This window comes from Mesorhizobium sp. M2D.F.Ca.ET.226.01.1.1, assembly GCF_004022705.2.
Classification (GTDB): domain Bacteria; phylum Pseudomonadota; class Alphaproteobacteria; order Rhizobiales; family Rhizobiaceae; genus Mesorhizobium.
This window is the reverse complement of record NZ_RZOY02000001.1, coordinates 83225-106786: the sequence shown is the minus strand read 5'-3', so window position 1 is coordinate 106786 and position 23562 is coordinate 83225. Positions and strand designations below refer to the sequence as shown.

Annotated in this window: 25 protein-coding genes and 1 riboswitch; of the genes, 6 read left to right on the top strand and 19 right to left on the bottom strand. The window is 64.3% G+C overall.

Annotated elements, in window-relative coordinates; translation table 11 throughout:
* The first annotated feature begins 134 nt into the window (after positions 1-134).
* Positions 135-812 carry a transglutaminase-like cysteine peptidase gene (locus EN869_RS00530; RefSeq protein ID WP_167506959.1) on the top strand — a complete coding sequence of 226 codons (678 nt, stop codon included), beginning with the start codon at positions 135-137 and terminating at the stop codon, positions 810-812.
* Between the two features lie 113 nt (positions 813-925).
* On the opposite strand, the gene EN869_RS00525 is transcribed toward EN869_RS00530, so the two are convergent.
* From EN869_RS00525 to EN869_RS00515, 3 genes are all read right to left on the bottom strand, one after another.
* A complete protein-coding gene (locus EN869_RS00525) occupies positions 926-3574 on the bottom strand; it encodes a caspase domain-containing protein (protein ID WP_127229519.1) in 2649 nt (882 codons plus the stop codon).
* Between the two features lie 156 nt (positions 3575-3730).
* Complete coding sequence (locus EN869_RS00520; protein ID WP_127229520.1) at positions 3731-4972, bottom strand: class I SAM-dependent RNA methyltransferase; 1242 nt, start codon at positions 4970-4972, stop codon at positions 3731-3733.
* The gene (locus EN869_RS00515; RefSeq protein ID WP_127229521.1) at positions 4969-5745 is read right to left on the bottom strand and encodes a TlyA family RNA methyltransferase; all 777 of its coding nucleotides are present in this window, start codon (positions 5743-5745) and stop codon (positions 4969-4971) included. Before EN869_RS00515 ends, EN869_RS00520 begins: the two co-directional genes overlap by 4 nt.
* Positions 5746-5844: 99 nt before the next feature.
* On the opposite strand from EN869_RS00515, the gene EN869_RS00510 reads away from it, so the two are divergent.
* Positions 5845-6246 carry a GFA family protein gene (locus EN869_RS00510; protein ID WP_127229522.1) on the top strand — a complete coding sequence of 134 codons (402 nt, stop codon included), beginning with the start codon at positions 5845-5847 and terminating at the stop codon, positions 6244-6246.
* Positions 6247-6343: 97 nt separating this feature from the next.
* Here EN869_RS00510 and EN869_RS00505 read toward each other — a convergent pair whose 3' ends face one another.
* The 6 genes from EN869_RS00505 to EN869_RS00480 all read right to left on the bottom strand — a co-directional run bounded on the left by EN869_RS00505 (position 6344) and on the right by EN869_RS00480 (position 11392).
* Complete coding sequence (locus EN869_RS00505; protein ID WP_127229523.1) at positions 6344-6631, bottom strand: hypothetical protein; 288 nt, start codon at positions 6629-6631, stop codon at positions 6344-6346.
* 150 nt (positions 6632-6781) lie between these two features.
* The gene (dxs, locus tag EN869_RS00500) at positions 6782-8695 is read right to left on the bottom strand and encodes a 1-deoxy-D-xylulose-5-phosphate synthase (protein ID WP_127229524.1); all 1914 of its coding nucleotides are present in this window, start codon (positions 8693-8695) and stop codon (positions 6782-6784) included.
* Between the two features lie 273 nt (positions 8696-8968).
* Entirely contained in the window at positions 8969-9889 is a 921-nt protein-coding gene (locus EN869_RS00495; protein WP_127229525.1) for a pirin family protein, read from the bottom strand.
* Between the two features lie 9 nt (positions 9890-9898).
* A complete protein-coding gene (locus EN869_RS00490; RefSeq protein WP_127229526.1) occupies positions 9899-10165 on the bottom strand; it encodes a DUF2277 domain-containing protein in 267 nt (88 codons plus the stop codon).
* Positions 10166-10210: 45 nt separating this feature from the next.
* A complete protein-coding gene (locus tag EN869_RS00485) occupies positions 10211-10462 on the bottom strand; it encodes an exodeoxyribonuclease VII small subunit (protein WP_027164646.1) in 252 nt (83 codons plus the stop codon).
* A gap of 3 nt (positions 10463-10465) precedes the next feature.
* Positions 10466-11392, bottom strand: a complete 927-nt coding sequence (locus EN869_RS00480) for a histone deacetylase family protein (RefSeq protein WP_127229527.1) — start codon at positions 11390-11392, stop codon at positions 10466-10468.
* 116 nt (positions 11393-11508) lie between these two features.
* Positions 11509-11686, top strand: a riboswitch (cobalamin riboswitch).
* Positions 11687-11728: 42 nt separating this feature from the next.
* On the opposite strand from EN869_RS00480, the gene bluB reads away from it, so the two are divergent.
* Complete coding sequence (gene bluB, locus EN869_RS00475; RefSeq protein ID WP_127229528.1) at positions 11729-12460, top strand: 5,6-dimethylbenzimidazole synthase; 732 nt, start codon at positions 11729-11731, stop codon at positions 12458-12460.
* Here the strand turns inward: bluB and EN869_RS00470 are convergent, their stop codons facing one another.
* Both EN869_RS00470 and EN869_RS00465 read right to left on the bottom strand, forming a co-directional pair.
* Positions 12461-13444, bottom strand: a complete 984-nt coding sequence (locus EN869_RS00470) for a hypothetical protein (protein ID WP_127229529.1) — start codon at positions 13442-13444, stop codon at positions 12461-12463.
* Positions 13445-13573: 129 nt separating this feature from the next.
* Entirely contained in the window at positions 13574-14167 is a 594-nt protein-coding gene (locus EN869_RS00465) for a TetR/AcrR family transcriptional regulator (protein WP_127229530.1), read from the bottom strand.
* Positions 14168-14286: 119 nt separating this feature from the next.
* On the opposite strand from EN869_RS00465, the gene EN869_RS00460 reads away from it, so the two are divergent.
* The gene (locus EN869_RS00460) at positions 14287-15507 is read left to right on the top strand and encodes an MFS transporter (RefSeq protein WP_127229531.1); all 1221 of its coding nucleotides are present in this window, start codon (positions 14287-14289) and stop codon (positions 15505-15507) included.
* A 9-nt stretch (positions 15508-15516) separates the two neighbouring features.
* Here the strand turns inward: EN869_RS00460 and EN869_RS00455 are convergent, their stop codons facing one another.
* From EN869_RS00455 to aroC, 3 genes are all read right to left on the bottom strand, one after another.
* Positions 15517-15939 (bottom strand): hypothetical protein, encoded by a 423-nt coding sequence (locus tag EN869_RS00455; RefSeq protein WP_127229532.1) that lies wholly within the window; start codon positions 15937-15939, stop codon positions 15517-15519.
* A 17-nt stretch (positions 15940-15956) separates the two neighbouring features.
* Positions 15957-17057 carry a 3,4-dihydroxy-2-butanone-4-phosphate synthase gene (gene ribB / locus EN869_RS00450; protein ID WP_127229533.1) on the bottom strand — a complete coding sequence of 367 codons (1101 nt, stop codon included), beginning with the start codon at positions 17055-17057 and terminating at the stop codon, positions 15957-15959.
* Positions 17058-17168: 111 nt separating this feature from the next.
* A complete protein-coding gene (gene aroC / locus EN869_RS00445; protein ID WP_127229534.1) occupies positions 17169-18278 on the bottom strand; it encodes a chorismate synthase in 1110 nt (369 codons plus the stop codon).
* Positions 18279-18532: 254 nt separating this feature from the next.
* Between aroC and EN869_RS00440 the strand changes: the two genes are divergently transcribed.
* Positions 18533-18796, top strand: a complete 264-nt coding sequence (locus EN869_RS00440; protein ID WP_112095315.1) for a DUF1344 domain-containing protein — start codon at positions 18533-18535, stop codon at positions 18794-18796.
* Between the two features lie 226 nt (positions 18797-19022).
* Here the strand turns inward: EN869_RS00440 and EN869_RS00435 are convergent, their stop codons facing one another.
* The 4 genes from EN869_RS00435 to EN869_RS00420 form a co-directional block, all read right to left on the bottom strand.
* Complete coding sequence (locus EN869_RS00435) at positions 19023-19610, bottom strand: histidine phosphatase family protein (protein ID WP_127229535.1); 588 nt, start codon at positions 19608-19610, stop codon at positions 19023-19025.
* A 104-nt stretch (positions 19611-19714) separates the two neighbouring features.
* A complete protein-coding gene (gene fabI / locus EN869_RS00430) occupies positions 19715-20533 on the bottom strand; it encodes an enoyl-ACP reductase FabI (protein ID WP_127229536.1) in 819 nt (272 codons plus the stop codon).
* A 108-nt stretch (positions 20534-20641) separates the two neighbouring features.
* Positions 20642-21568, bottom strand: a complete 927-nt coding sequence (locus tag EN869_RS00425; protein ID WP_127229537.1) for a J domain-containing protein — start codon at positions 21566-21568, stop codon at positions 20642-20644.
* Between the two features lie 97 nt (positions 21569-21665).
* Positions 21666-22130 (bottom strand): RT0821/Lpp0805 family surface protein, encoded by a 465-nt coding sequence (locus EN869_RS00420; RefSeq protein ID WP_127229538.1) that lies wholly within the window; start codon positions 22128-22130, stop codon positions 21666-21668.
* A gap of 40 nt (positions 22131-22170) precedes the next feature.
* Between EN869_RS00420 and pdxH the strand changes: the two genes are divergently transcribed.
* Positions 22171-22788: a pyridoxamine 5'-phosphate oxidase gene (pdxH, locus tag EN869_RS00415; protein WP_127229539.1), complete on the top strand. Its 618-nt coding sequence runs from the start codon at positions 22171-22173 to the stop codon at positions 22786-22788.
* 21 nt (positions 22789-22809) lie between these two features.
* Here the strand turns inward: pdxH and EN869_RS00410 are convergent, their stop codons facing one another.
* The gene (locus EN869_RS00410) at positions 22810-23562 is read right to left on the bottom strand and encodes a crotonase/enoyl-CoA hydratase family protein (protein ID WP_127229540.1); all 753 of its coding nucleotides are present in this window, start codon (positions 23560-23562) and stop codon (positions 22810-22812) included.

The window sequence follows — 23562 nt, the reverse complement described above, 5'->3', positions numbered from 1 at the left end:
GCATTTCGGCTTGAATGCGGACGCCACCTTGAAGTGAACACAATCGTGTTAGGACATTATTAATTGTTTAATTGGCCGGGCTGGCGCTTGCGCATTAGCCTGTCGCCAGTCTCCTCGTTGCGGTGGTGTTGGCAGTGAAGCGATCCCCTTACGTCCCGACCTCTTCCTTCCTGTTTGGCGTTGTTTCGTTGGTTGGTGTGTCGTCGCTCTGTGTCAGCCCGGCGGCGGCGCAGTCGACGCTGTTCAAGCGAATGTCGACGCAACCTGCCACCGGTGCGAGTTCCGCCACGGTCGGCGCAAGCACCAGCGTTCCGTATGGCTGGCTCGATTTCTGTCATCGCCGGCCGAAGGAGTGCAAGGTGCCCGCCTTGCCGGCCGCGAGCGTCAAGCTGACTGCGCAGAACATGCACACCCTGCAGCGGGTCAACCAGAAGGCAAACCGCTCCATCAAGCCCGTCAGCAACTACGACCACTGGGGCACGATGATGGACCATTGGGACTATCCGACGGACGGCAAGGGCGATTGCAAGATCTACGCGCTCTACAAGCGCAAGCTCCTGTTGGAAGCGGGCTTTCCCCGGCAAGCCTTGCTGATGACGGTCGTGCGCGATCTCAACAATGAGGGCCATACCATCCTAACGGTGAAGACCGACAAGGGTGATTTCGTGCTCGACAATCTGGTCGACGATGTCAGACCCTGGAACGCCACCGGCTACTACTTCCTGAAGCGCCAATCGCAGCAGAATCCGAACACCTGGGTTTCGATCAATCAGCGCGGTGGGAAAGCCTCGCGCATGTCGCCAAACTCGTAGACTGAGGGGCCTTGACGGGTCGGTGCACGCGAAAGGCAGGCGCCTGCGCGGCACATTCGCGGGCCGGAAAGTCCGGCCCGCGCAACGGCGACTTATTGACGGACCTCGACAGTCTACTGCTTGCAGGGCGGCTCGCCCGGATTGCCGCAGGCGAATTTCTTGTTGCCTAGCGGCGGTTGTTCCTTCGGCTGTTGTGGCAGACGCCGCTCCTGAGCGTTGGGGTTTTCCTGTAGCTTGAGCTGGCGCTGCGGATTCTCACTGGGCCGGTTGACCTTGAAGTTGCGCTGGACGTTGACTTCGGGGCCGGCGGAACCTTCCTCGTTCTGCGGCTTGCGGAACTTCCTGCCCCCGTCGTTCCCGCCGGCGGCACCCTGATTCTCGCCGGAGAAGACGTCCGGATTGTTCCTCCTGAGCCGCTTCTGCATACTCGGCCCATTGTCGGCCGGCTCACCATTGACGGTCGGCAGTCTGCGGAACTTCTTGACGTTCCCGTCGACCGAGCCCTGGGACTGGTCGGAGAACACGTCCGGATTGTTCTTCCTCAGGTGCTTCTGCACGCTTGGCCGGTTGTCGGCCGGCTCACCGTTGACGGTCGGCAGCTTGCCGAGTTTCTTGCCTTTGTCGTTTCTATTGGCCGAGCCCTGATCGCCTGGTTCGACTATGGACTGGCCGGCTGACAAATCCTTGCGCGTCAGCCTTTTCGGCTTGCCGTTGTCCTGGTCGGACAACGCATTCGGATTGTTCTTCCTGAATTTTTCCTGTGCGCTCAGCCCGTTATCGGCCGGCACGCCATTGACGGTCGGCAGCTTGCGGAATTTCTTGCCCTTCTGCTGATCCGTGCCCTGCTCTCCGGTCGCCGCGGCGCCGGCATTTCCCGTCGCCTCCTGGTTGCCCACAATGCCTTGCTTGCCAAGCAGCTTCCTCGACCTGTCGTTGGGCAGATTCTGGCCGTTGAGCACCGGCTTGCCGTTGACGAGCGGCAGCGTTTTGCCATCGGCTCCCGGCAAGGCGTGGTCGGTCCCGAGCTTGCGGGCGGACAGGTTCTTAGACAGCGGAGCCGCAGCACCAGGCTGCTGGCCCTGCGTCACACCCTGGCCGGGCTTCAGCGGCAAGGCGCCCTGATTCTGGCCGCCCTGATTCTGATTGAACTGGGCCTGACCGGATATCGCCGCCCTCTTCTTCAAGAGTGGCGGCAGCGCGACCTTGGCCGCCAGCGCTGCGCCGGCACCGACGGCAGCTCCGGTCATTTTCTGGCCGGTGGTGAGGCCGCCCCCGGCATTGCCGTTTGGCTGTCCGGCCTGATTGGTGGTCTCGTTGCGGATCGTGGTGCTGTTGATGTTGTTGATGACGGTCGTGTTGTGGATGTTGTTGAAGATGATGTTGTCTGGCGGCGGCACGATGTTGCGCGGCGGGTTGACCCAGGCGGGCACCGGCACGAAGACCGGCACCGGCAGAACGAAAACGTCGACCGGCGGCCGCGGCGGGGGCAGCACGATGAAATCCGGCGGTGGTGGCGGCAGGAAGATCACCGCGACCGGCGGCGGCCGATCGAAGTCGTAGTCCGGATCGTCGAAATAGAGCACCGGACGGTCGACATAGATGATTTCCTCCGGCGGCGGCGGCGGCACGTCATAGACGATGACGGTGAAACTCGACGGTGGCTCGAGCTCGGCGTCGAAATGCTCCAACCGGCGGCGCGCGTCCCAGGCATGCGGCCCGTGCGGGTAGCGGTCCAAATAGGACCAGTACGCCTCCGGCGTGTCGCGCATCCAGGTCTGGCGCCAGGTGATCGCCTCGCGCCGCGCCGCGATGATGGCGCGCACGCGCTTGGCCATCCGATCGTGCGGATAGGCGGCGAGGAAATCCTCGTAGCCGCGCATCGTGTCGCGTTCGAGCGCCGCCGCATAGGCATCGCGGGCATCGAAATCGCGGATTTCCCTGGTCCGGTTGGCTCGGTCTTCGGCCTCGGAAACCTTGGGCGCCGGCGCATCCGGCGCCCGGTCGAAGAAGACGAAAGGCGCGCTGATCTTCGAGGCGTCCCAAGGCACTTCGGCGCCTTGCGTCACTTCGTTGACGCGCAGGCGCGTGCGGTCGAACACCTCTTCGAGCGGTAGGCCGCCCTCGCGCATCATCTCGGCGAGCGCCTGCGCATAGGCGCCATACGGTCCCTTGCCCTCGGGTGCCGCGGTTCCCGGCGCGGCATTGAAGGCAATCAGCATATTCGGGTCAGGATCGGCCAGCGCGAGACCGCCGGCCAACGGCTCCTTCGTCTGTGGGAACGCATTCGGCCGCGCCGCGTCAAGCACAATGATGTTGACCTTCGTCGGCAGGGCGGCAAGCGGTCGGGTGAGGTCGGAAACCCGAATGGCCTGGAGCGGCACATCGGCGGGATTGGCGATGTTGGCGTCAACCGGCAGGAAGTAGTTTTCACCTTCGAACTGCGCGCCATGACCGGCAAGGTAGACGAAAACGACCGCGTCGGGACCGGCGGCCGAAACCTTGGCGAGGAAATCGCGGAAGGCGCCGCGCAGCGATTCCTGGTCCACATCGCGCGCGCCGACCACATCGAAGCCGGCTGCCTGCAAGGTCTGCCCGATCAGGCCCGCGTCATTGGCGGCCGTCGCGAGTTCGCCGGATTGATAGGCGCCATTGCCGATGACGAAGGCCAGCCGCTTTTCACCTTGAGCGAGCGCCCCGGCCGCGGAACCGGCCATGAATATGAGAACAACGACGAGGCCGAGGAATTTCTGAAGCGTCCGCATGGCAATCCGCTGTCCTTGTTAACATTAACGCCGGAGAGGCAGGAATGTTTCCCTAACAGCCTAAAATTAAGAGCCCGCATAAAGGCGGCTTTAGGGCGCGATTTCGTCGAAAGAACAGAGGCTTCATAAAATTTCTTACGAACCGACGGTCGCGAACTACCGCCGCCGCTTCGGCCTTTCCAAGAGCGCCACGGCCTCGACATGTGGCGACCACAGGAACTGGTCGATCGGGGTGACACTTTTCACCGTGTAGCCGCCGTCAAGAAGGATGCGCAAATCCCGCGCCAGCGTCACCGGATTGCAGGACACGGCGGCGACCAGCGGCACGTCGGAGCGGGCGATCTGCTTTGACTGATCCTCGGCGCCGGCTCGCGGCGGATCGAAGACCAGGCCATCGAAGGCATTCAACTCCTTGAAGGTCAGCGGCCGGCGAAACAGGTCGCGGCGCTCAGCAGTCACCCGCTTCAGGCCGCTGGCGAAGCGGAAGGCGCGGTCGAGCGCGGCGAGCGCCGGACCGTCGCCCTCGACGGCATGAACCTCGGATTTCGCCGCCAGCCGAAGCGCGAAGCTGCCGCAGCCGGCAAACAGATCCGCGACCTTCTTCGCACGCGCCAGATGCTGGCCGACAAGGCTCGCCATCGTCTGTTCCGCGGCCTCCGTCGCCTGCAGGAAGGCGCCGGGCGGCACGGCGACGGCGACCGGTCCGAACTGCACCACCGGTTTCCTCGGCTCGACGATGATCTCCCCGTCGGCGGAAAGCCTGGCGAGGCCCTCGGCCATGACAAAGTTGGAGACGATGCGGCGCTGGTGGTCGCCAAGCTTGCCGGCCTCATGGACGGCGATGTCGAGGCCGGAAGCGGTGCCGGTCACCGTCATGTGGAAAGCTTTCGGCGTGGCGCAGACCAAGTCAGCCACGGCACGCAATTTATCGAGCGCCGAGACGATCGCCGGCAGCGAGATCGGGCATTCCTCGATGGGAATGATCTCGGAGGACAGCGCGCGCACGAAGCCGAGCAGCATGCCGGCCTCGGTGCGCCTGGCGCTGAAGGTGACGCGACGGCGGCTATGCGGCGCGCAAGGCACCAGCGCCTCGATCTCGCAAGCGATGCCCTTGGCCTTCAGCGCCTGCACGACCTTCTCGCGCTTCCATTGCCGGTAGGCTTCGGCCTCGTAGTGCTGCAGCGCGCAGCCGCCGCATTCGGTGAAATGCCGGCAGGCCGGATCGACCCTGAGCGGCGAGGCTTCCAGCACCGACATCAGCGTGGCGCGGTCCTTCTGGCGTGCGGCGGTAACCGTTTCGCCGGGCAGTGTGAACGGGACAAAGACCTCCCCGCCCTCGGCATTGGCGATGCCGTCGCCCTGCGAACCCAGCCTGGCGATGGTGAAGCGTGTGCTCATCGCGATGATCCCGCGTCCTTGATGGCCGCGAGCAGGAACTCGCGGTTGCCGTCGCCGCCTTCGATCGGCGACGGGTGCAGCCCGAGGACCCGCCAGCCGGGGACCCCGGCGAGCCAGTCGCGCAAGCCGACAGCAACGCGCTCAGCGTCTTCAGGCTCCTTGAGCAAGCCACCCTTGCCGATCGCCTCGCGCCCGGCCTCGAATTGCGGCTTGACCAGAAGGATCGCCTTGGCGCGCTCGCCCGCCAATTCCAGCGCCGGCGGCAGCGCCAGCTTCAGCGAGATGAAGGAGACGTCGCAAACCAGGAAATCCGGAACGCGGCCGCCGAGATCGGCCGCCGTCAGATCGCGGGCGTTCAGCCCTTCGATTACGGTGACGCGCGGATCAGCGGCAATGTCGGGGTGCATCTGGCCGTGGCCGACATCGATCGCCGTGACATGCGCCGCACCGCGCTCGAGCAGCACCTGGGTGAAGCCGCCGGTCGAAGCGCCGATATCGAGCGACTCGCTGCCGGAAGGATCCAGGCCAAAACGGTCGAGGCCGGCGATCAGCTTCAGTGCGGCGCGCGACACATAAGCCTGCGCCGGATCGTCGATCGCGACCACGCAATCCGCTGCGACGGGTTGGCCGGGCTTGCGGGCAACGGTGCCGTCAACCGTGACCGTGCCGCGCTCGATCGCGTCGCGGGCGCGCGATCGGCTGGCGAATAGGCCGCGCCCGACGAGCAATTCGTCGAGCCGCCGGCGCCGGCTTAATGGCAAAGGGGAACTCATCGGCCTTCATTGGCGAAAGCCGGGCGCGAACGCAATGGGTTGAATACCAAGCAAGAGGCTGCAGAATGCCGCCACGCGGGCTGTCGATCGGAGGTGTCGATGCTGAAGGGGACCTGTCATTGCGGCGCGGTTCATTGGACGCTGGAGGGCGATCCAGGTGGAATCACCGCCTGCAATTGTACGCTTTGCCGTCGCTACGGCGCGCTCTGGGCGTATGACTATGCCGATGAGCGCATCCGCGTCGCCGGACCGCCGAAATCCTACAGGCGCGCCGAGGTGACCGAGCCTGCGCTGGAAATCCTGTTCTGTCCGACCTGCGCCTGCGTGATCGCTTGGCGCAGCATGCGCTCCGACGAGAGCGGCCGCACGCGCATCGCCGTCAATGTCAGGCTGGCGCCGCCAGAGGAAGTCGCCGACCTGCCGATCGACCATTTCGACGGCCTCGACACATTCGACGACCTGCCGCGTGACGGCCGCTGCGTGCGCGATATGTGGTTTTAGAGCGTTTCACCGTTTCACGGAAACGGCGAACCGCTCTATCTCTTTGTTTTGACGCAATTCCTGACGGAAAACCGCGTCACACTTTTCCTGGAATTGCTCAAAATACGGTTCGCGAAACCTGGCGCTCGACGGCCGGCATCAGCCCATCACTGCCGGAGGCTTCCTTGTGCGGAGGTTCAACCGGCACCGGCGCGGGTGGCGGGGCATCCGGCAGCACGACGAGCTGTGGCCTCTGCTTGTAGGAGAAGCCGCCGCGGATGTTGCCCATCTTGCCGGCGACGATGTCCATCGCCGCTTTTTCGATATTGCGGTCGTAACGCGTCTCGGCTGCCACCGGTGCCGCCAAGGCCGCCAAAAAGGCCATGCCGCAAATGAACAACTTCATCGTTCTTATCCCCTGCCTAGGACCAAGGTCTTAGCAGGGCGCCGTTGAAAATCGGCCAAGAGACAGGGTAAGCGAACCGCCAAACGGAAGCGTTAAGAAATAGTTACCGCAAAAAGCTGACAAACTGATTGAAAAAGTTAAGACTTCGATTCAGGCGCGCTGCGCCTGCACGCCACGGCCGAGCGCGGCAAAGACCGTATGCACGATGCCGGCCGAATCCAGGCCGGCGTCGGCGTACATTTTCTCGGGCTTGGCGTGGTCGCTGAACACGTCCGGCAGCACCAGCGGGCGCACCTTGAGGCCGCTTTCCAGCAGGCCTTCATGGGCGAGGAAATGCAGCACTTGGGCAGCAAAACCGCCGATGGCGCCCTCCTCCACGGTGACCAGCACCTCATGCGAACGGGCGAGACGGCGGGTGAGATCCTCGTCCAGCGGCTTGGCGAAGCGGGCGTCGGCGACGGTGGTGGAGAGACCCGCGGCGCCCAGTTCCTCGGCGGCCAAGAGGCAATCTTGAAGCCGCGTGCCGAAGGAGAGAAGCGCGACCTTGGTGCCCTCCTTCAGGATGCGACCCTTGCCGATTTCGAGCACCGCCCCGCGCTCCGGCATGTCAACGCCGACGCCGTTGCCGCGCGGATAGCGGAAGGCGATCGGGCCGTCATCGTAGGACGCCGCCGTGCGCACCATGTGGCGAAGCTCAGCCTCGTCCGCCGCGGCCATGACGACGAAGCCGGGGAGCGTCGCGAGGAAGGTGGTGTCGAAGGCGCCGCAATGTGTGGCGCCGTCGGCACCGACGAATCCGGCGCGATCGATGGGAAAACGCACCGGCAGCTTCTGGATCGCCACGTCGTGGACGACCTGATCGTAGGCGCGCTGCAGGAAGGTCGAATAGATGGCGGCGAAGGGCTTGTAGCCTTCGGTGGCCAGCCCAGCGGCGAAGGTCACCGCATGCTGCTCGGCGATGCCGACGTCGAAGGTTCGCTTCGGAAACACCTCGCCGAAGAGATCGAGGCCGGTGCCGCTCGGCATGGCGGCGGTGATGGCGACGATGCGCTCGTCCTCGCGCGCTTCCTGGATCAGGCTCTCGGCGAAGACCTTGGTGTAGGCCGGCGCATTGGCCGGCGCCTTGGCCTGCGCGCCGGTGATGACGTCGAACTTGTTGACGCCGTGATACTTGTCGGCCGCGGCCTCGGCCGGCGCATAGCCCTTGCCCTTCTGAGTCACGACATGGATCAGCACCGGGCCGTCGGCGTTGTCGCGGACATTCTTCAGCACCGGGATCAGGTGCTCGAGATTGTGCCCGTCGATGGGGCCGATATGATAGAAGCCGAGCTCCTCGAACAAGGTGCCGCCGGTGACGTAGCCGCGCGCATGTTCGACCGCACGGGTGATGGCGCGGTCGGCGCGCTTGCCGAGATAGGAGGTCAGTTTCTTGCCGAAATCGCGCAGGCCGAGATAGGCCTTGCCGGAGGCGAGCCGAGCCAGATAGGCGCTCATTGCGCCGGTCGGCGGCGCGATCGACATGTCATTGTCATTGAGGATGACGATCAGCCTGGCATCGAGCGCGCCGGCATTGTTCAGCGCCTCGAAGGCCATGCCGGCCGACATCGAACCATCGCCGATGACGGAAATGACGTTGTTGCGGCCGCCCGATAGGTCGCGGCCCATGGCCATGCCAAGTCCGGCCGAAATGGAGGTCGAGGAGTGCGCAGCGCCGAACGGGTCGTATTCGCTCTCGGCCCGACGGGTGAAGCCGGAGAGACCGCCTTCCTGGCGCAGCGTGCGGATGCGGTCGCGGCGGCCGGTCAGGATCTTGTGCGGATAGGCCTGGTGGCCGACATCCCAGATCAGCCGGTCCTGCGGCGTGTTGAAGACATAATGCAGGGCAACCGTCAGCTCGACGACGCCAAGGCCGGCGCCGAGATGGCCGCCGGTCTGCGACACGGCGTCGATGAGCTCGGCGCGCAGTTCCGCGGCGAGCTGCGGCAGCGCGCTCTCGTCAAGCATCCGCAAATCCGCCGGAATGCGGACCTTGTCGAGCAGCGGTGTTTCAAGCTTTGGGCTCACTCAGGCGCAACCTGCCGAAATCCGTCAAACACGGCGCTAGCAATGAATTGCGCCATAATCATGCGCGGCATAGGCCGCCAGCGGGCGAATGTAAATGCGCGTCAGTGACGCGCATTCCCTCGCCGCCACCTAAGGCTGGTCGAGATTCAGGTCAGGCCGAGTCGAAAATGGCGGATTCCGAGAACCGGAGCGGAGCGTACTTGAAGTACGTGAGCACCGGAAGCGCAGGAAACCGCCATTTGCAGGCCGGCCTCACCTGAATATCGACCTGCCTTAGCCTTCCGGTAGCGGAATGAACTCCTCCTCATCGCCGGGGACGATATCGAAGCGGCCTGTCTTCCATTCCTGCTTGGCCTGTTCGATGCGTTCCTTCGAGGAGGAGACGAAATTCCACCAGATATAGCGCTGGGAGCCCAGCGAAGCGCCGCCGAACAGCATGAAATGCGCGCCGCGCTCGGAAGAAACAACGATCTCCTCGCCCGGCTTGAATACCAGCAGCCGCTCGGCCGGGAAGACATCGCCGGCGATCGAGACGTCGCCTTCCAGCGTGTAGATGGCGCGCTCCTCGGCATCGGCCGGAATTTTCACGGCAGCACCCGCAGCCAGACGCAGATCGGCATAGAGCGTATCGGAAGCGGTAGCGACCGGCGAACGCAATCCCGAGAACGCGCCAATGACGACGCGGCCGCTGACGCCTTCGGCGTCGATCTCGGGCAAGCTGGCCACCGACGTGTTCGCGAAAACCGGAGCAATCTCCTCCTTGCCGTCGGGGAGCGCCAGCCAGGTCTGCAGACCGGAAACCGACATCGGCGCGCCGCGCAGTTCTTCCGGCGTGCGCTCGGAGTGAACGATGCCGCGTCCCGCGGTCATGAGGTTCACGTCACCGGGCGCGATCACCATTTCGGTGCCGAGCGAGTCGCGATGCCTGATCTTGCCGTCGAACAAATAGGTGACGGTGGACAGACCGATATGCGGATGCGGGCGCACGTCGAGCGCATGGCCGGCGCGCAGGATGGCCGGACCCATACGGTCGAAGAAGATGAACGGACCGACCAGACGGCGTTTTGCCGTCGGCAAGGCGCGGCGCACCTCGAAACCGCCAATGTCCTTGGCGTTCGGAACGACCATCAGCTCGATCTGGTCGCAGGCGAAAGCATCGCCCGGTTCAGGGTCGTTTCCCGGAAAGAAGCTCATGTCGGTTCCTCAGGCGAAACGGAGCGCCGACCTGGCCTTCGCCTTGGCCGCCTCTACCTCGCGGTTGCGCGGCTCCTGGTTGGTTTCGAGCGAATCGATCAATTCGCGCGCGATGGCGGCGATTGCCTCCACGGCATGGTGGAAAGCATGTTCATTGCGCTTGGACGGCTTGGTCGAGCCACTCAGCTTGCGCACGAATTGAAGCGCGGCGTCATGCACTTCGTCATTGGTCGCCGGCGGCTCGAAATTGGCCAGGGTCTTGATGTTGCGGCACATGGCTTGAACTCCTTACCTGCTTGCTCTGCCCACGCTATTTGCAAATTATTCGGCGTCGAGCGGCTCCGTTCCCACCGGCTTGCCGTCGCGCGACAGCCTGATCTTCTCGACCTTGTCCTCGGCCGCCTTCAGCAGCCTGTCGCAATGCGCCTTCAGCGCCTCGCCGCGCTCATAGATCTTGATCGACTGGTCGAGCGGGACGTCGCCGCGCTCCAGATCATCGACGATCTTCTCCAGTGCGTCGAGCGCCTGCTCGAAGCTCATCGCCTTGACATCCTCATTGCCTTCCACTGCCATACTCTATCCCTTCATCAGCCGCCCGACATGGGCGGCGACTGAAAATGCCAATCCCTGCAGATCGTAGCCGCCTTCCAGCAGGCTGACGAGCCGATTGCCGCTGTGGCGGCCGGCGCGCTCCATCAATTGCCCGGTCGCCCAGTCGAAATCATCCTCGGTCAGGTTGATCTCGGCCAACGGATCGCGGTGGTGCGCGTCGAAGCCGGCGGAAATGATGATCAGGTCCGGCGCGAAGGCGTCGATGGACGGCAGCACGCGCGACAGAAAGGCGTCGCGGAAGAGGTCGCTGCCGGTCTGCGGCGCGAGAGGCGCGTTGACGATGTTGCCGGCGCCGGTCTCGCTCCTGGCGCCGGTGCCCGGATAAAGCGGCATCTGATGCGTCGAGCAGTAGAGCACCGACGGGTCGTCCCAAAAGATGTCCTGCGTGCCGTTGCCGTGATGCACGTCCCAATCGACGATGGCGACGCGCTCGGCCTGGTGCTTCTTCTGCGCGTAGCGGGCGGCAATCGCCGCCGTGTTGAACAGGCAGAAACCCATCGCCGTGGTCTTTTCGGCATGGTGACCGGGCGGACGGGCGGCGACGAAGACGTTTGCCGCGCGGCCCTCGAAGACGTCGTCGACCGCAGCGTTGGCGCCGCCGATCGCCGTCACCGCGGCCTGCCAGCTTTTCGGGCTGGCGCTGGTATCGGCATCGATCGAAACGATGCCGGTTTCGGGGATCGCCGCGCGCACGCGGGCGACGTGATCCTCGGGATGCGCGTAAAGGATGGTCGCCTCGTCGCCTTCCGGCGCCTTGACGCGATCGAGCGCCGAAAACGCCTCGTCGTCCAGAACGCGTTCGATGGCGCGCAGACGGTCGGGCCGCTCGGGGTGGCCGGGCGGCGTGATGTGTTCCAGGAAGATCGGGTGGGTGTAGAGACGCGTGGCCATGGCGCCTAATCTAGGCACCTGTGGCCTGGATGACCATGTTAGAAAGCCGAATGGCTGGGGAAAAATTGCGTCAGCCCGTGTCGCCCGCGCCATTGGCTGGTGCCAGACTTCGCTGTAAGGTCACCCCGCTGCCTGGTGCCCGCGACGCGGGAGAATCGGGAACACGGTTGAACTCCGTGGCGTGCCCAACGCTGTGAGGGGGACCGCGCCGGCAAACGCCACTGTCCATGACGGGAAGGCGCCGGAGCGGGACGATCCCGAGCCAGAAGACCGGCCTGGCAGACATGGTTATCCGCTTGGTCAGGCGGATGACTGCTTGTCGCAAGGGGAAAAGCGATGACGGCAGCAGCGATCGCCGCGAGCGACGATGACTTTGACCAATTGGCGCGCGACGCGGTCTACCGGGCAATGTTCACCAGGCGTGACGTGCGCAGCCATTTCACGGCCGACGATCTCGACGATTGTGTGCTAGCGCGGCTTCTCACCGCCGCGCACCACGCGCCGTCGGTCGGCTACATGCAGCCGTGGAATTTCATCGTCATCCGCGATGCCGAGCGACGGCGTCAGGTGCGCGACCTGTTCCTCGCCGCGCGCGAGCAGGAACTGCCGGCGATCGAGGCCGAGCGGCAGGCCCTCTACCGCAAGCTCAAGCTCGAAGGCATTTGCGAAAGCGCGCTCAATTTGTGCATCACCTGCGATCGGCAGCGCTCGAAGGACTCGCCGCTCGGGCGCTGGCACAATCCGGAGATGGATCTCTACAGCACCGTCTGCGCGGTGCAGAATTTCTGGCTGGCGGCGCGGGCCGAGGGTGTCGGCGTCGGCTGGGTCAGCATCATCGAGACCGAGGCGTTGAAGCGGCTTCTGTCGATCCCCGAGCATGTCACGCCAATCGCCTATCTGTGCGTCGGCCGCGTCTCGGAATTCGCGCCGAAGCCGGACCTCGAGGCGCATGGCTGGGGCAAGCGGCTGCCGCTGCCCGAACTGGTGATGAGCGAGACGTTTCGCGGCGCTGGAGAGGCGCCGCTCAAATCGGCGATCGCAAGGCTTGGCGGCGCTCCGCAGCCCTGATCAAGCCGCTCGGGGCGTATCCCAGCGCGAGCCGCCGCCGAAAGAGCCGAGCGCCTTGTCCCGCAGTTCCCTGAATTTGGACGAGGCCTCGGCAAGCCGGCGATCCCACTCGGGATTGGGCGTCTGGCCTTCGATGGCTTCGAAATAGACCTGCATCAGCGAAGCGATCGCGAAGGGCTCGATGAAGGCGGCCTTGAAGGCCCAGGCAAAGACGATGGCCAGCACGAAGGCCCAGCCGGCCAGCTGACCCGGCATGACCCACAGGATCGCAGCGGCAGGCGCCAGCATCAGCAGGAAGATGACGAAGGACACGCCCCACATGATCACCGCCAGCCAGACGGCGTTCTTGACCATGTGCTTGCCATTCTGGGCGTAAAGCACGACGCCTTGGCGCGCCGTCTCGAAGGGCGAGCTCGAATTGATGCGGATGTTGTAGCCGAGGATGATCTCGTCGACATAGGTCAGCGAGATGCGGATGACGGTGTTGATGAAGCTGACGATGCCGCTCAGGCCCGGAATGGGCAGGAAGGCGGCGACGCCGCCGATCAGGCTGGTGATGGCGCGGATGGCGCCCTTGACCAGTTGGTCGATGACAAAAAGAATGTTGGCCTCGGCAAAGCGCTGGGTGACCACTTCCTTGGCATAGGCGATCTGGCCCTGGCCGTCGGGAACGTCATGGCCGTCGATCAGATGCACCATGACGGCGATATGGCCCGCTTTCAGCACATAGAGGATATATTCGCGGATCCAGTAGACGGCGATCGAGACGACGCCGAAGCCGACGACGCCGCCCCACAAGGCAAACGACACCGGGCCATCCGGATCGGTCGAGATGTGGCCGACGCCATAGCCGACGCTGGCGCCCGTGCCGGTCGCCATGATGTAGGCAACCGTGATGCCGAAATAGACGATCATGCGAAAGACGACGAACGGCCATGTCCGCATCATGATGGACACCGACCTGGCGATGCTGAAGTCCCACATGCCCCGACTCTCCACCCTCAGAGAATGGCGCAGGAGGATGCGCTTGCCCCGGCTGTTGTCAATCACGGCGGGGTTGAACCGGCCCGAAACCGGTGCACAACCCGGTGGCTTGGTTACCCAAGCGTGCTCTCAAGGCTTCTTACGTAGGCCATCGAGCAGTTGCTTGAAGGCCGCGATGGCCTTCCTCGAGGTGGCTTCGGGATCCTTGGAATTGGCGATGCGCTGCGCGGCCTGGCTGCTGGCGCCGTTGATCAGCCGCGAGGTCGTCTCGGGATCGAGGTCGGCGACGACCACGCCCTCCTGCTGCAGCGCGGCCAGGTGATCGGTCATCGAGGCTGTGCAGGCATTGGCGTTCGGCCACTGCGCCGGATCGCCGAGCACGGCCGGGCCGTCGCGGAACATGATGCGCTGGATCTCCGGCTCCAGCGCCATCTCGATATAGGTGGTGCATTCGTCGACGAAATGCTGCCAGCGGGTCGGCGCCTTCGAGGCAATCTCGTTGACGCGCACGGCCATCTCGCCGTCGATCTCGGCAATGACGGCCTGCAGCAGTCCCTTCTTGTCGCCGAAATGATGGTAGAGCGCGCCGCGCGTGAGACCCGCCGAGGCGGTGAAATCGTCCATCGAGGCCTCGGCGTAGCCGATCGTGCCGAAAGCGTGGCGCGCCGCCGCGATCAGCTTGGCGCGCGTCTCGCCGATCATCTCCTTGCGCGATCTGTGCACAGCTCTGGCCCTATTCACATACGCTGCGTATGCCAATGACGTGCGCTGCGTATGAACTACCTCACATTCATACGCAACGTATGTAGTTGTGGTATACACCCTTGTCGAGGAGCAGGATCATGCGAAACCCCTATGCGGAAATCTTTCGGGCTCCCGGCACGAAAGGCTTTGCCGCCGCTGCTTTCATCGCGCGCTTGCCGATCGCCATGGCGCCGATCGGCATCGTGGCGATGCTGTCGCAGACGCATGGCGAATACTGGCTGGCCGGGGCGGTCTCCGCGACCTATGCGCTGGTCAACGCCTTCCTGTCGCCGCAGGTATCGCGGCTGGTGGACCGGCGCGGCCAGACGGCGATCGCCGCGCCGATGACGCTCATCTCGGTGCTTTCCTTCGCGACATTGATCGTGGCGGCCAACCAGCACTGGCCGGCCTGGACCTTGTTCGGGTCGGCGCTGCTTGCCGCTACCGTGCCCAGCGTTCCTGCCCTGGTCAGGGCACGCTGGACCGAGATTTTTCGGGACCGTCCCGAGCTCACCACTGCCTTCGCCTTCGAATCGGCCGCGGACGAGCTGGTCTATGTCGCCGGCGCCTCGCTGTCAGTGGGCTTGAGCGCCGCGCTGTTCCCGGAAGCCGGCATGGTGGTCAGCACATTGCTGCTTGCGCTCGGCTCGGCGGCCTTCCTGCTGCAGCGCTCGACAGAGCCGCCGGTGCGTCCGGCAGAACATGGCGCGACCGGGTCGGCGATCCGTCTGCGGCCGGTCCAGATCATCACCTTCGCGCTGATCTTCGTTGGCGCGACCTTCGCCACCACCGAAGTCACCACCGTCGCCATCACCAAGGCGCTCGGCCAGCCGGAGGCAGCGAGCCTGGTCATCGGCGTCTATGCGCTGGGATCCTTCGTGCTCGGCATCGTCGTCGGCGCGCTCAGCCTGAAAGCGCCGCTGCAACGGCAGCTGGCGGTGGCCGTCACCGTGATCGCGCTCACCACGCTGCCGCTGCTCTTCGCCGATACGGTGCCGACGCTGGCGCTGGCGGTCTTCGTCAGCGGCGTCGCGATCTCACCGACCTTCATCACCGCCTTCGGCCTGATCGAACGCCACGTGCCGCCGGCTATGCTCACCGAAGGCGTCACCTGGGTAACGACCGGCATCGGCATCGGCATGGCGCTGGGCTCCTTCGCCGCCGGCTGGGCGGTCGACACTTTCGGTCCGCAGAACGGCTTCTGGGTTTCAGTCGCGGCGGGCGCCATCGCCCTGCTCACCGTGCTCGCGGGCCAACGCCGGCTGGCGACGGACGATCGCGATGTGAACAGGGGTAAGGCGGTGGTTGCGGCGGAGTGACGTGGGACGCTACGACCTTTCGAGCCAGTCCTTGATCTCGCCGCCGCTTGAAATGACAACTGGGGTCCCAAGGGCTTCCACCATGTCGGAGTTCAGGTGAGGCATGGTCTCCCGCCGACCGACCAATGGCGGGCACTCTCCAGCGCAATAAACGACCGAACTGGTGACGCGCAGGATCTTCCACAACGCATCGTAGAGGCGCGGATCGTCCGGCGGCCGCGCAATGGTGAAGCCGGAACATCGCAAGGCATCACCGGGGTCCAGATTGAGATAGAGGTCGGCTGACGAGGTATCGTCATAGGTGACGACCCAGCATGAGAATTCAGTTTCACGCCTGGTGATGAAAGGCGCGAAGGCATCTTCGACGATTGAGGTGGGGAAATGGCTTTCCTCACCATCTTCAAAGCAATTGAGATATGCCTCGAAGCTCATCCTATTGCCCCGAATGCCTACAGAATCTCGGTCTTGGCGATGTGGATGCCGAAGCCTTCGAGGCCGACATAGTGGCGCTCGCGCGAGGCGATCAGGTTGATCGAGGAGATGCCGAGATCCTTGAGGATCTGGGCGCCGAGGCCGATCTCGCGCCATTCGTTCTCACGGCGGCGGGCTTCCTCGTGGTCCTCGCGGTCGCCGCTCACCGGACGCTTGCGCTCCTGATGCGCGACGCCGACCGAGCCCTCGCGCAGATAGACGATGACGCCGCGCTTGCGCTCGCCCATCGCCTTCATGATGCTGTCGAGCCGATGGCTGGTGCCGAAGACATCGGTGACGACATCTTCCGAATGCAGGCGCACCGGCACGTCCTCGCCGTCGCGGATGTCGCCGAAGACGATCGCGACATGGTGCATGGAATCCCAGGGCAGCGTGTAGGTGAAAACCTGCGCCTTGCCGCCGAGCGTCTCGATATCGGAACAGGCGACGCGTTCGACCAGCGTTTCCTTGCGCTGGCGATAGGCGATGAGGTCGGCGACGGAGACCTGCTTCAGGCCATGCTCTTCCGCGAAAGCCTGCACTTCCGGGCCGCGCTTGACGGTGCCGTCGTCATTGACCAGCTCGGAGATGACGCCGACCGGCGGCAGGCCGGCGAGCTTGCAAAGATCGACCGCGGCTTCCGTATGGCCGGAGCGCATCAGCACACCGCCTTCGCGCGCGATCAGCGGGAAAATGTGGCCGGGCCGCACGAAATCGGACGGGCCGACATTGCCGTTGGCAAGGTTGCGCACGGTGAGCGTGCGGTCGTCGGCGGAAATGCCCGTCGTGGTGCCGTGCTTGAAATCGACGCTGACGGTGAAGGCGGTGGTGTGGGCGGAGTCATTGTCCGCCACCATCGGCGCCAGGTTCAGCCGCTTGGCGTCCTCGCGCAGCATCGGCGTGCAGACGATGCCGGACGTGTTGCGGACGATGAAGGCCATCTTCTCCGGCGTGCAGTGCACCGCGGCGACGATCAGGTCGCCCTCGTTCTCGCGCCCGTCATCGTCCATGACGACGACGATCTCGCCGCGCTCGAAGGCGCGGATCGCTTCGACGATCTTCTTCTGGTCGTATGGCATAGGTGCTCGCTTCGCTCGCAAGGGAGTAGGGGAATAAGGCAGTAAGGGAGTAGGGGAAAGGAAAAAGTTTGGCGGTCTGCGGGAGGCAGCTATAACCTACTGCCCTACTCCCTACTCCCCTACTCCCTTCCCTGTCTGTCCTCTATGCCGCAGATAATGATCGGCGATGGCGCAGGCAACCATGGCTTCGCCGATCGGCACGGCGCGAATGCCGACGCACGGATCGTGGCGGCCCTTGGTCATCACCTCGACATCCTTGCCATCCTTGTCGATGGATTTGCGCGGCGTCAGGATCGACGACGTCGGCTTGACGGCGAAGCGGGCGACAATCGCCTGTCCGGTCGAGATGCCGCCCAAGATGCCGCCGGCATTGTTGGACAGGAATACCGGCTTGCCGTCATTGCCCATGCGCATCTCGTCGGCGTTCTGTTCGCCGGTGATGCGAGCCGCCTCAAAACCGTTGCCGATCTCGACGCCCTTGACGGCGTTGATCGACATCAAGCCCGACGCGATGTCCTGGTCGAGCTTGGCGTAGATCGGCGCGCCAAGGCCGGGCGGCACGCCGTCGGCGACGATTTCGATCACCGCGCCGACCGAGGAGCCGGCCTTGCGGATGCCGTCGAGATAGGCCGTGAAGACCGGGACCGATGCCGGATCGGGCGTGAAGAACGGGTTTTCGGCATCGCCGATGAAACTCCAGTTCCAGTTGGCGCGATCGATCGACTTCTCGCCCATCGAGACCAGCGCGCCGCGCACCGTCATGCCGGGCACAACCCTGCGCGCCAGCGCGCCGGCCGCGACCCGCGCCGCCGTCTCGCGTGCCGAAGAGCGGCCGCCACCGCGATGGTCGCGCAGGCCGTATTTGACGTCGTAGGTGTAGTCGGCATGGCCCGGCCGGTACTGGCGGGCGATCTCACCATAATCCTTGGAGCGCTGGTCGACATTCTCGATCAGCATCGAGACAGGCGTGCCGGTGGTGATCATCGTCTCGCCGTCCTCGTCGAGGATGAAGCCCGACAGGATCTTGACCTCGTCCGGCTCGCGGCGCTGGGTGACGAAACGCGACTGTCCTGGGCGGCGGCGGTCGAGCTCGGCCTGGATGTCCTCGCGCCTGAAGCGGATGCCGGGCGGGCAGCCGTCGACGACGCAGCCGAGCGCGGCGCCATGGCTTTCACCCCAGGTGGTGACGCGAAAGAGATGGCCGAATGTGTTGTGAGACATGAAAAGCGCCCTGCCCCGGCGTCGAAGCCGGAAGTCCTAAGTGCCACAGCGTCCTTTGCGCATCCAAGAGGACGCGCGGCGCTGTGGTGTGCCTTCTATTGGCGTTTTCCAAAGTGGTCAAACGGTGATCGGATGCATCAAACTGTGATGTGGTGGATTTAGTTTTGACACATTCGGTTGGTTTCTGCTCTCTTCCCATCCGCCGTTGAGGATCCGCCGCTGACCAGCCGGCGCAATGACCAAAGAGGACGACGATGCGTACCCTGATTGGCGCCGCCTGCGCCATGTTGCTGATTTCCACCGCCGCCGCGTTCGCCGGCCAGACCGAAGGCCTGATCAAGAAGGTCGACAAGGACACGCTGACGCTGACGCTTGACGACGGCAAGGCCTACAAGCTCAACGCCGAGACCGATCTCGACTCGCTGAAGCCCGGCATGGACATCGTGATTGCCTATGACGTGAGCAATGGCGAGAATGTCGTCACCGATATGCAGCTGCCCGACAGCGACCAGAACTAAATTCAGGTGAGGCCGGTCTGCAAATGGCGGCCTCCTGCGCTTCCGGTGCCTACGTACGAAAAGTACACTCCGCTCCGGCCTTCGCCGGCCGAAGCTTCATAAGGGTCTTCGCTCTATGAAGGCTACGGCCGGCGTAGGCCGGTTCTCGGAAACCACCTTGTTTGGTCGCTTCGCGCCCGTCTTCGACTCCGGCTCGGCCTGACCTGAATTCGATAAGTCGCAGCCTTCAAAGCCACTTCAGGCTGCGGCCCTCAAGACGGAGCAAGCGGTCCTGCGGGATTTCGAGGCCGGCGGCTTCCCGCTTGGAAATGCCGGTGACGAAGCGGAAGAAGCAGCGCATGACGCCACCATGGGTGACGCAGACCGTAGGCCGGTCGAGTGCATCGAACCATGGCTTCACCCGTTCCAGCAGCATCTCGTAGCTTTCCGCGCCCTCGCCCGGCGGCTGGAAATCCCACTTCGCGGCGCGGCGACCTTTGGTCGAACCCGGGACACGCTTTTCGAGTTCGGCAAAGGTGAAACCCTGCCAATCGCCGAAGCTTAGCTCCACCAGGCGTGGATCGGTGCGGTAGGCGGAAGGATCGAGCCCCATCGCGGCGCGGATCAGCTCCATCGTCTCGCGCGTGCGCCGCATCGGGCTGGCGACAAAATCGAAATCGGCAGGATTTCCGATGAGTTCCGCCAACCGTCGGCCATTTTGCGTCGCCTGCTCGCGGCCAAGTTCGTTGATGTCGGTATCCGCCTGGCCTTGCAGGCGGCGCTCGGCATTCCACTCGGTCTGGCCGTGGCGCGCGATGTAGACGAGCGGATACATCAGGTCTTCCGAGGTCGGGAGCTATCTGCTTTCAAGCAATTCCGAACGGAAAACCGCTTCGCACTTTTCCTGGAATAGCTTGGACGCTGGATAAGCGGAGAGGATCAGTCCTTGACGGTCGAGATATCCGGCGCGTCGACCGCCTTCATGCCGACGACATGGTAGCCGGAATCGACATGATGGACCTCGCCGGTCACGCCGCGCGACAGGTCGGACAGGAAATAGACGCCGGAATCGCCCACCTCTTCCTGGGTGACCGTCTGCTTCAGCGGCGAATTGTACTCGTTCCACTTCAGGATATAGCGGAAGTCACCGATGCCGGAGGCGGCGAGCGTCTTGATCGGCCCGGCGGAGATCGCGTTGACGCGGATCTTCTTGGCGCCGAGGTCGACGGCGAGATAACGCACGCTCGCTTCCAGCGCCGCCTTGGCGACGCCCATGACGTTGTAATGCGGCATGACCTTCTCGGCGCCGTAATAGGTCAGCGTCAAAAGCGAACCACCGTCCGTCATCAGCGGCTCGGCGCGCTTGGCGATGGTGGTGAAGGAATAGACCGAAATGTCCATGGTGCGCAGGAAATTGTCGCGCGTCGTCTCGACATAGCGGCCGGTGAGCTCGTCCTTGTCGGAGAAGGCGATGGCGTGCACGAGGAAGTCGAGCTTGCCCCAGTGCTTGGCGATATCGGCAAAGACGGCGTCGAGGCTTTCCGGGTCGGTGACGTCGCAATGGCCCGCGACATGCGCGTTGAGTTCGGCCGCGAGCGGCTCGACGCGTTTCTTGAAGGCCTCGCCCTGATAGGTCAGCGCGATTTCGGCGCCGTGATCGACGCAAGCCTTGGCAATGCCGAAAGCGATCGACCGATTGTTGGCGACGCCGAGGATAAGGCCCCGCTTACCGGCCATCAGGCCCTGTCCACCTGCCATGTGCAAGCTCTCCGCAAGAATATCTGCTTTGTGGAGAGCCCTATCGCACAGGCACAGAGCCCCTTCAAGCGCTCAAAAGACACTGTAACAGGAACAAAATTCCGCCGATCAGCCTTTTTGGCGGCGCATCAGGGCCTCGAGCTCGGCATTGCCGCCTTCCGGCAGCATCAGCCGCACATGGGCGTAGAGATCGCCATGGCCGCCGGCTTTCTCCGGCAGGCCCCTGCCCTTCAGCCGCAGCACCTTGTCCGAACTCGACCATGCCGGAACGTTCACCGCAAGCTTGCCGGTCGGCGTCTCGACCGCCACCTTGGCACCGAGCACGGCGTCGGCCAGATCGACGGGCAGGTCGACATGCAGGTCGCGCCCCTCGATGCGGTAGCGCGGGTGGCGGCGGATGTGGATCTTGACCAGCGCGTCGCCCGGCTGTCCCGGGCCTTGCTCGCCCTGGCCCTTCAGACGGATCGTCTGGCCGTCCTCGACATAGGCCGGCAGCTTGACCGCCACCTTGCGGCCGTCGGGGAACATCGCCGTCACCTTTTCGGCCGTGGCGGCTTCCTCGACGCTGATATCCAGCGTGACGTTCAAATCCGCGGCCTGGGCAGGCTGGCGACGGTCGCCGCCCCTGCCGCCACGGACACCGGAAAAGGCGTCGCCGAAGATCTGGCTGAAGATGTCGCTGTTGCCGTCGAACGGATCGCCGCCCGGCCGCCCGGTGCGGAATTCGAAATGCGCGCCGCCCGGGCCCTGCTGGCGCCGGAACCCGGCAAACGGGTCGCCGCCGGCCGCGCCTTCAAAACCTTGGAATTTCGGCTTGCCGTCGGCGTCGATCTCGCCGCGATCGTAAGCGGCGCGCGTCTTCTCGTCGCCGACGATCTCGTAAGCCTGATTGGCGGCGGCAAAACGGTCCTTCGCCTTGGGATCATTCGGATTCTGGTCCGGATGATATTTCTTGGCGAGCTTGCGGTAAGCCGATTTTATGTCCTTCGCCGATGCGTTCTTGGCAACGCCCAGCACCTCATAGGGGTCGCGCATACTTCCTGCCTGCTAGAGATTGGATTTGTGGTCGCCCCCTATATGCGCTCGCATAGGAAGAAATTCCAGTGGCGCAAGGGCAATTGGCGCGTGAAACTCAAAGCGCCTTGAACTCCTGCATGCGCCAGCCGCCGGCTTCGGCCAGGCACAGTTCACCCTTGTAAAGGGCGACGCCGTCGAAGCTCTCGCGCGTGGCGCTGAAGCGGCGGCAGGTCAGGCCGCCGTCCTTTAACTCCACCATTTCGGTGATGGCGCCGCGCGAGCCGGTGCCGGCATTGGCCCATGGCACCGTCTGGCCGCCAAGCTCCTTGATGTCGGCGGAAGAAACCGCGTTGCCTATGGTGGTCTGGTCGGAGTCCTGGTCGGAGGCAGCCGGGGCGGCTGGCGAGGACTGCGCGCTGGAGGTGACGATCGAGCGGTCGACCTCGGCCTTTTGCAGGCTGAACCCGCCGGCGCCGCAGGCGGCAAGGGGAAACGCCAACGTCAACAGCGCAGCCTTGGCACTGGCCGAAGCGATAACGCTCCATTGCCCGCTGTCAAAAGCTTGCGCGATACGCGACAATCGGCGAACTCCTCCCGCAATGTTAAAAATTTGGAAAATTATGAACGAAATCGAGTTAACAAGCAGTGACTTCACCGAGGCGGGGGAGCCGTTCCGGCTTTTTGCCGCATGGCTGGAGGACGCGACCAAAAGCGAGCCCAACGACCCCAACGGCGTCGCCCTGGCGACCGTCGACGCCGACGGCATGCCGGATGTGCGGATGGTGCTGCTCAAGGGGTTCGATGAAAAAGGGTTTGTCTTCTACACGAATTTCGAGAGCGCCAAGGGCCGCGAGATTCTTGGCAGCATGAAGGCGGCGATGTGCTTCCACTGGAAGTCGCTGCGCCGCCAGGTGCGGGTGCGCGGACCGGTGGAAATCGTCAGCGACGCCGAGGCCGACGCCTATTACGCGACGCGGCCGCGCGGCAGCCGGATCGGCGCCTGGGCCTCGAAACAATCGCGGCCGCTGGAGAGCCGCTTCGCGCTGGAAAAGGCGGTGGCCGAATACACGGCGCGCTACGCCATCGGCGAGATCCCGCGGCCGAAGCACTGGTCGGGCTTCCGCATCGTGCCGCAGACGATCGAGTTCTGGCACGACCGGCCGTTCCGCCTGCACGACCGTGTCGTCTTTTCGCGCAACGCAGCCGGCGGCTGGGACAAGACCAGGCTTTATCCCTGAGGCCGGGCGCGGACGACGCGTTCAGCTCTTCTTGCGCGTCATGAAAGCGGTCAGCGCGGCGCGGGCCTCTTCGGATGTCAGGCGCTCGCGGAAATGCTCAGCTTCGACCTTGATGCGGGCCATCAGCGCTTCGCGCGGCTCGCGCATCAGGTCGCGCGCGATCTTCAGCGCCTGCGGCGGCTTGGCCGCGATGTCGTCGGCGGCTGCCAGCACAGCGCTTTCCAGCGCGTCTTCCGCGACGACGTCGTAAATCAGCCCGGCTGCCTTGGCGCGATCGGCCGAGAAACCTTCGCCGAGGCCGAGCAGCGCGAAGGCGCCCTGCCGGCCAAGAAGCTGCGGCGCGATCAGGCTGGAGCCGGCTTCCGGCACCAGGCCGAGGTCGACGAAGGGCGTGCGGAAGAGCGTGCGCGGGGTGGCGAAAGTCAGGTCGCAATGCAAATTGAGCGTGGTGCCGATGCCGACGGCGACACCATCGACGCCCGACACCATCGGCTTTTCCGCCTTGGCCAGCGCCATCAGGAAATCCCAGACCTCGTTGCCGCCCTCGCCGCCGGTGGCGATGACCAGGAAATCGGCAAGATCGTTGCCGGCTGAGAAGGCACCTGGAACGCCGAGGAAGACGTGGACGCGGACCGCCGGATCGGCATCGCCTTCGGCGAGCGCCGCCGACATTTTGGCGTACATGGCGCGGGTCAGCGCGTTCTTTTTGTCCGGCCTGTTCATCCGGATGATCTGCACGGCGCCCCGGCGCTCGATGAGGATATGGTCGGTCAC

Coding starts and splice junctions, on each gene's coding strand:
- EN869_RS00480 (WP_127229527.1), bottom strand. CDS start 11,392: ATGGCCACGCGTCTCTACACCCACCCGATCTTCCTGGAACACATCACG.
- pdxH (WP_127229539.1), top strand. CDS start 22,171: ATGAACGAAATCGAGTTAACAAGCAGTGACTTCACCGAGGCGGGGGAG.
- EN869_RS00460 (WP_127229531.1), top strand. CDS start 14,287: ATGCGAAACCCCTATGCGGAAATCTTTCGGGCTCCCGGCACGAAAGGC.
- ribB (WP_127229533.1), bottom strand. CDS start 17,057: ATGCCATACGACCAGAAGAAGATCGTCGAAGCGATCCGCGCCTTCGAG.
- EN869_RS00515 (WP_127229521.1), bottom strand. CDS start 5,745: ATGAGTTCCCCTTTGCCATTAAGCCGGCGCCGGCGGCTCGACGAATTG.
- EN869_RS00495 (WP_127229525.1), bottom strand. CDS start 9,889: ATGAGCTTCTTTCCGGGAAACGACCCTGAACCGGGCGATGCTTTCGCC.
- EN869_RS00490 (WP_127229526.1), bottom strand. CDS start 10,165: ATGTGCCGCAACATCAAGACCCTGGCCAATTTCGAGCCGCCGGCGACC.
- aroC (WP_127229534.1), bottom strand. CDS start 18,278: ATGTCTCACAACACATTCGGCCATCTCTTTCGCGTCACCACCTGGGGT.
- fabI (WP_127229536.1), bottom strand. CDS start 20,533: ATGGCAGGTGGACAGGGCCTGATGGCCGGTAAGCGGGGCCTTATCCTC.
- EN869_RS00440 (WP_112095315.1), top strand. CDS start 18,533: ATGCGTACCCTGATTGGCGCCGCCTGCGCCATGTTGCTGATTTCCACC.
- EN869_RS00520 (WP_127229520.1), bottom strand. CDS start 4,972: ATGAGCACACGCTTCACCATCGCCAGGCTGGGTTCGCAGGGCGACGGC.
- EN869_RS00425 (WP_127229537.1), bottom strand. CDS start 21,568: ATGCGCGACCCCTATGAGGTGCTGGGCGTTGCCAAGAACGCATCGGCG.
- EN869_RS00470 (WP_127229529.1), bottom strand. CDS start 13,444: ATGTGGGACTTCAGCATCGCCAGGTCGGTGTCCATCATGATGCGGACA.
- EN869_RS00505 (WP_127229523.1), bottom strand. CDS start 6,631: ATGAAGTTGTTCATTTGCGGCATGGCCTTTTTGGCGGCCTTGGCGGCA.
- EN869_RS00485 (WP_027164646.1), bottom strand. CDS start 10,462: ATGGCAGTGGAAGGCAATGAGGATGTCAAGGCGATGAGCTTCGAGCAG.
- EN869_RS00525 (WP_127229519.1), bottom strand. CDS start 3,574: ATGCGGACGCTTCAGAAATTCCTCGGCCTCGTCGTTGTTCTCATATTC.
- EN869_RS00455 (WP_127229532.1), bottom strand. CDS start 15,939: ATGAGCTTCGAGGCATATCTCAATTGCTTTGAAGATGGTGAGGAAAGC.
- EN869_RS00510 (WP_127229522.1), top strand. CDS start 5,845: ATGCTGAAGGGGACCTGTCATTGCGGCGCGGTTCATTGGACGCTGGAG.
- bluB (WP_127229528.1), top strand. CDS start 11,729: ATGACGGCAGCAGCGATCGCCGCGAGCGACGATGACTTTGACCAATTG.
- EN869_RS00435 (WP_127229535.1), bottom strand. CDS start 19,610: ATGTATCCGCTCGTCTACATCGCGCGCCACGGCCAGACCGAGTGGAAT.